At 54.7% G+C, this 5,440-nt stretch carries 5 protein-coding genes and 1 pseudogene; all 6 read right to left on the bottom strand.

The window, feature by feature from the left end; translation table 11 throughout:
• A pseudogene (locus ABYW01_RS13025) lies at positions 1-214 on the bottom strand (outer membrane porin, OprD family); the annotation flags it as partial.
• 60 nt (positions 215-274) lie between these two features.
• Positions 275-1,078, bottom strand: coding sequence for an ABC transporter ATP-binding protein (locus tag ABYW01_RS13020; RefSeq protein ID WP_372833349.1), 804 nt, complete (start codon positions 1,076-1,078; stop codon positions 275-277).
• Positions 1,075-1,983, bottom strand: coding sequence for an ABC transporter permease (locus tag ABYW01_RS13015; protein ID WP_372833347.1), 909 nt, complete (start codon positions 1,981-1,983; stop codon positions 1,075-1,077). The genes ABYW01_RS13020 and ABYW01_RS13015 overlap by 4 nt, the downstream gene beginning before the upstream one ends.
• 23 nt (positions 1,984-2,006) lie before the next feature.
• The gene (locus ABYW01_RS13010) at positions 2,007-2,963 is read right to left on the bottom strand and encodes an ABC transporter substrate-binding protein (protein ID WP_372833345.1); all 957 of its coding nucleotides are present in this window, start codon (positions 2,961-2,963) and stop codon (positions 2,007-2,009) included.
• An 81-nt stretch (positions 2,964-3,044) separates the two neighbouring features.
• Positions 3,045-4,094 (bottom strand): Glu/Leu/Phe/Val dehydrogenase dimerization domain-containing protein, encoded by a 1,050-nt coding sequence (locus ABYW01_RS13005; RefSeq protein ID WP_372833344.1) that lies wholly within the window; start codon positions 4,092-4,094, stop codon positions 3,045-3,047.
• A gap of 50 nt (positions 4,095-4,144) precedes the next feature.
• Positions 4,145-5,344, bottom strand: a complete 1,200-nt coding sequence (locus ABYW01_RS13000; RefSeq protein ID WP_372833342.1) for an amino acid aminotransferase — start codon at positions 5,342-5,344, stop codon at positions 4,145-4,147.
• Positions 5,345-5,440 lie beyond the last annotated feature (96 nt).

The raw sequence follows: 5,440 nt of genomic DNA, 5'->3' as shown, positions 1-5,440 counted from the left end.
TCATGTCGTTCCAGAATGGCGACAGGAATTCGGCACGGAACGCCTGACCCGCTGCGATGGTATCCGGGATACCCGCATCGAAATCACGGTTCATGTAGAAAGTACGCAAACCCAGATTCACCTGCATTTTGTCGTCAGTGTCAGCGGCAATAACCTGTGCACTAGACAGCGCACTGAGTGCCATTACGGCAATGGTTAACTTCTTCAGTTTCATTCTAACTACCTATTTTTCTTGTTGTATGTGTCTTCAAGATTGCAGAGTACAAACGCCCCTTCAGGCACCCAGCAACAATTTGTCATCGTCCAGCTCTTCGCCATCACCACGGGCTTTGGCAAACAGATTCAGCAGGTCTTTCACGTCGTACTGACCGCGCTCTTCACCGGCCAGATCAAACATCACTTTGCCTTCGTGCATCATGATCGTTCGCGTACCGTGATCCAGCGCCTGACGCATGGAGTGAGTCACCATCATCACGGTCAGTTTTTTCTCCTCGACGATCTGATCGGTGATATCCATCACCAACGCGGCCGTTTTCGGGTCCAGCGCTGCCGTGTGCTCATCCAACAACAGGATTTTGCTTGGCTGTAATGCCGACATCAGCAAGCTAACCGACTGGCGCTGACCACCCGATAGCAAGCCCATCTCAGCGCCGAGGCGGTTTTCCAACCCCAGATTCAGACGTTTAAGCTGCTCGCGGAACAGATCTCGCAGGTCATCGTTCAGTGCTGGCGCCAGACCGCCACGTTTACCTCGGCCATAGGCCAGCGCCATGTTCTCTTCAACGGTCATGTTGCCGCAGGTACCCGCCAACGGGTCCTGAAATACGCGGGCCACATCGCGGGTACGACCGGCAGCAGACACCGCCGTGACGTTTGTTTCGTCAAAGAACAAGCCGCCAGACGAAGCGCGAATGTCGCCTGCAATAGTGTTCAACAACGTGGACTTACCTGCGCCGTTGGAACCGATGACAGTGACAAATTCGCCCTGTGGGATCTCCAGATCCACACCACGCAATGCCCGTTTTTCCGTCGCCAGACCCGCGTTAAAGGTGACTTTGATATCTTCACAACGAATCATGCTTCGCCTCCTACAGCTGCAGCTTTACGTGCTTTCTGTTCGCGTCGCAGATGCGGCACGATCAGCGCCAGCCCTACCAACACCGCAGTAATCAGGTTCAGGTCAGAGGCGGTAAAGCCCAGGAAGTCAGCGTTCAGTGCAACCGACACCGCCAGACGGTAAAGCAGCGAACCGATGATGCAGCTGAAGATGATGACCAGCATTGAGCGACTGCCAAACAAACTTTCACCCACAATCACCGCGGCCAGACCCACCACGATGGTGCCGATACCCATAGTGGAATCGGCAAAACCGTTGGTCTGCGCAAACAGTGCCCCTGCCATTGCAACAAGTCCGTTGGACAGAGCCAGACCCGCGTAGATTTTCTCCTTAATGACAATACCGTTCGCCTGCGCCATACGCGGATTCGCACCCGTTGCGCGCATCGCCATACCGTACTGCGTTTTCATGAAATAGGAGATCGCCAGACCCACCAGCACAACCACAACGGCCACGAAGATCAGCTTCACGTACATATTGGGAATACCCAGTGCCTCAAACGGTGTCAGTACCGTATCCTCCATAATCAGCGCCAGGTTGGGTTTACCCATGATGCGCAGATTGATGGTGTACAGCGCAGTCATCGTTAGGATACTGGCCAGAAGGTGCAGGATGTTAAAGCGCAGGTTCAACCACGCTGTCACCATGCCCGCTGCCGCACCACCAAAGGTGGCGCAGACAGTTGCAATGTACGGGTTCACACCCGAGATAATCAGGGCAGCAGCAATCGCCGCCCCCATCGTAAAGCTGCCATCCACGGTCAGATCTGGAAAATCCAGTACGCGGAATGTCAGGTACACACCAATCGCCACCAGACCGAAAATAAATCCGATCTCCAGGGTGCCAAGGAACGAAAATAGAGACATAGGGTTTCCCTCAGCTCAGGTGATTACTCGACAACTTTAGTTGCGCGCGCCAATACAGATGCCGGGATCTCAACACCCATGCGTGCCGCCATTTTCGGGTTCACGTACAGCTCAGAACCATTAGCAACGCGCACTGGAATTTCACCGGCCGCTTCACCTTTCAGGATGCGTACAACCACCTCACCGGTCTGGCGACCAATATCCCCGTAGTTGAAGCCCAAAGCCGCCACTGCGCCACGCTCAACAGAACCGGTATCCGCAGAGAACACGGGCAAACGACCATCGATACCTACTTTCACCACAGATTCCAACGCAGTCAGGATCGTGTTGTCCGTCGGGCAGTAGATCGCATCCACATCACCGATCAGTTTCTGGGCCGCGATCATCACATCAGACGATTTAGGGGCAGGCGCTTCGACAATCTCGATGCCCAGTGTCAGGGCTTCGATCTTCAGCATCTCAACGATCGCAACCGCGTTTGGCTCACCCGGGTTGTAAGGCACACCCAGCTTTTCCATTGTCGGCAGGAATTCCTGAATCAGCATCAGGTGCTGAGCGACAGGCGACATATCAGACAGACCGGTGACGTTGCGGCCCGGTGCTTCGTAGTTTGATACCAGCTTGGCACCCAGTGGATCAGTCACCGCAGAGAACACGATAGGGATATCTTTAGTGGCGCTCACTGCACTCTGAGCAGACGGTGTAGAGATCGCCACGATCACATCCGGGGCATCACCCACCAGCTTACGCGCAATCTGCGCCGCAATGGCCGGGTTACCCTGTGCGCTTTCGTAAGTAAACTTCAGGTCCTGTTCGGAATATCCGCTTTCTGCCAGCACATCTTTGATACCGTCACGCACGGCATCCAATGCCGGGTGTTCAACGATGGCGGTGGTTGCAACGTACACAGGCTCAGCCTGTACAGACATAGAGAGGGTTGCAGCCGCGACAGCAGCGGTCAGGAAGTTACGTAGTTTCATAATGGCACTCCAAATATTTATTGTTATTTCGGTTGTGCAGCCTCTGAGAGGCCTGATTTTTTAGGGAAAAAGGATCAGTGGTCACACCTGACTGGCATCAAAGTTAGCGATACGCGCAGCACCAATCTGGTCTGCGGCATAACTGGTTGCGATCTCCAGCCGATCGGCAAGGGAAAAGACTTCATCGAGGGTTTCAGCTATCTCATCCACCTTGTTCCACACCCAGGATTCATCGCTGGCTTCCAGATCACTGGTCACCGCCAGTAATCCGCCACAGTTCACGATGTAGTCCGGTACATAGAGCGTGCCCTGCTTGGCAAGCTCCACGCCGTGTTGCGGACGGGTAAGCTGATTATTTGCGGCACCGGCGACGATGCCTGCGGAAATTTCTTTGATACTCTGGTCATTGACCACCATGCCCAGCGCACAGGGGCTATAGATATCAACGTCCTGCGCGTGGATCTCAGATGGATCAACGATCTCAATGCCGAAGGTATCGCGGGCACGGTTGACGGCGTCAGAATTCACTTCTGCGGCAACGACGGTAGCGCCGCGCGCCTGCAGCAGCTCAACCAGCTTAAAGCCGACCTTGCCAAGGCCCTGCACGGCAACGGACAGTCCGGTGAGGTCATCGCTACCGCGACGGTGTTTGACTGCCGCGCTGATAGAGGTCAGTACGCCATAGGCGGTCACGAGATCCGGTGCCAATGCTGCACGGCCACCCAGATGGGAGGTACGCTCGGCCATGACTTCCACATCATCTGCGGTCAGGCCGACATCCACGCCGGTTTTGACTTTACCACCCATGCTTTCGACGAAATCACCCATTGCCAGAAAAGTCGCACGACGATCCATGGTGTCCGGATTGGCGATCATAACGGACTTGGAACCGCCGTAATCCAGACCAGACATCACTGACTTGAACGTCATACCCCGCGACAAGCGCAACACATCGGTAAAGGCTTCATCGGCGCTGGCATAGTTGCGCAAGCGGCAGCCACCCACTGCCGGCTTGCCATTCCAGGCACGATGTACGGCGCTGATCGCTTTCAGGCCGGTATTTTCGTCAAAATGCACGTACAGGTTTACGTGACCATCAAACTCAGGATGATCGAATAGAACAGTGTTCATTGTTGGGTTACTCGTATTATTTTTATTGTGTTGTCTTTTTGGAGCTGCGCTTACGGGGTTTTAAGCACCTCGCCCAGCGCGGCCACAAAGTAGTCCATACACTGATCGTTCAGCCCGGCTACGTTCATACGGCTGGAATTGATCATGTAGATGCTGTGTTCGGTACGGAGCTGCTCGACTTGCTGCGGTGTAATGCCCAAAAAGGAGAACATGCCAAACTGCTGCTCGATGAAGCTGAAGTCACCTTGGATATCAGACGCGGTAATCTTCGTCACCAGACTCTGACGCAGGCCCTGAATGCGGTGACGCATCAGCGACAGTTCGTCCTGCCAGAGGGTGCTCAATTCGTCGTCACTGAGGATGGTTTCCACGATGGCTGCACCGTGAGATGGCGGCATGGAGTAGTGGCTACGAATTTTGCTGAACAGCTGACTGCCCGCATTGGAGGTCTGCTCCGGTGTTTCACCGACAATAAACAAGGTGCCGGTACGCTCACGGTAGAGGCCGAAGTTTTTGGAGCAGGAGGTGGCCACCAGCATCTCTGGCATACGTGCCGCCAGCATGCGCACGCCGTACGCATCGTCATCCAGACCGGAACCCAGTCCCTGATAGGCCATATCAACAAATGGAATCAGGCCTTTGCGTTCCAGCAGATCGGCCACGGCATCCCACTGTTCGCGGTTCAGATCCGCGCCACTTGGGTTATGACAGCAACCGTGAATCAGCACAAAATCGCCCTGTTTAGCACCTTCCAATGCCTGCAACATCGCATCGAACTGAATGCTCTTGTTACTGTAGTCGTAATACGGATACTCAACGATATCGAGGCCCGCACCGCCCAACAGCGGAATATGGTTAGCCCATGTGGGTGTGCTCACCCACACACGACTTTCGCTGCTGCAACCGCGCAGGAACTCCGCCCCCATGCGCAACGCGCCACAACCGCCCGGCGTCTGTGCCGAGATCACACGACCATCATTCAGTGCCGGATGTTCCGTGCCAAACACCAACTGTGCAGAACGCAGATTAAATAGCGGCGACCCCGCCGGTGCGGTATAGCTTTTAGTGGTTTCAGACTGCAACAGACGCGCTTCCGCCTGCTGGACCGCCTGCATGATCGGCGTGTCACCCAGATCGTTTTTATAGACCCCAATGCCCAGATCGATCTTCTGTGGGTGGGTGTCTTCCCGATAGCTGGCCATCATCGCCAGAATCGGATCTTGTGGAATAGGTTTTAGTACTTCAAACATAACAACGTCCCGGTATGTTTCCTAAATGGCTAAGCGCTTATGCGCTCAGCCCGTCAATTTCAGCCAGGAGCTGCTCTGATTGTTCACGCGCAGCTT

Source organism: Pontibacterium sp. (genome assembly GCF_041587635.1).
Classification (GTDB): domain Bacteria; phylum Pseudomonadota; class Gammaproteobacteria; order Pseudomonadales; family Balneatricaceae; genus Pontibacterium.
The sequence above is the reverse complement of the archived record's forward strand: the minus strand, read 5'-3'. Positions and strand labels throughout refer to the sequence as shown.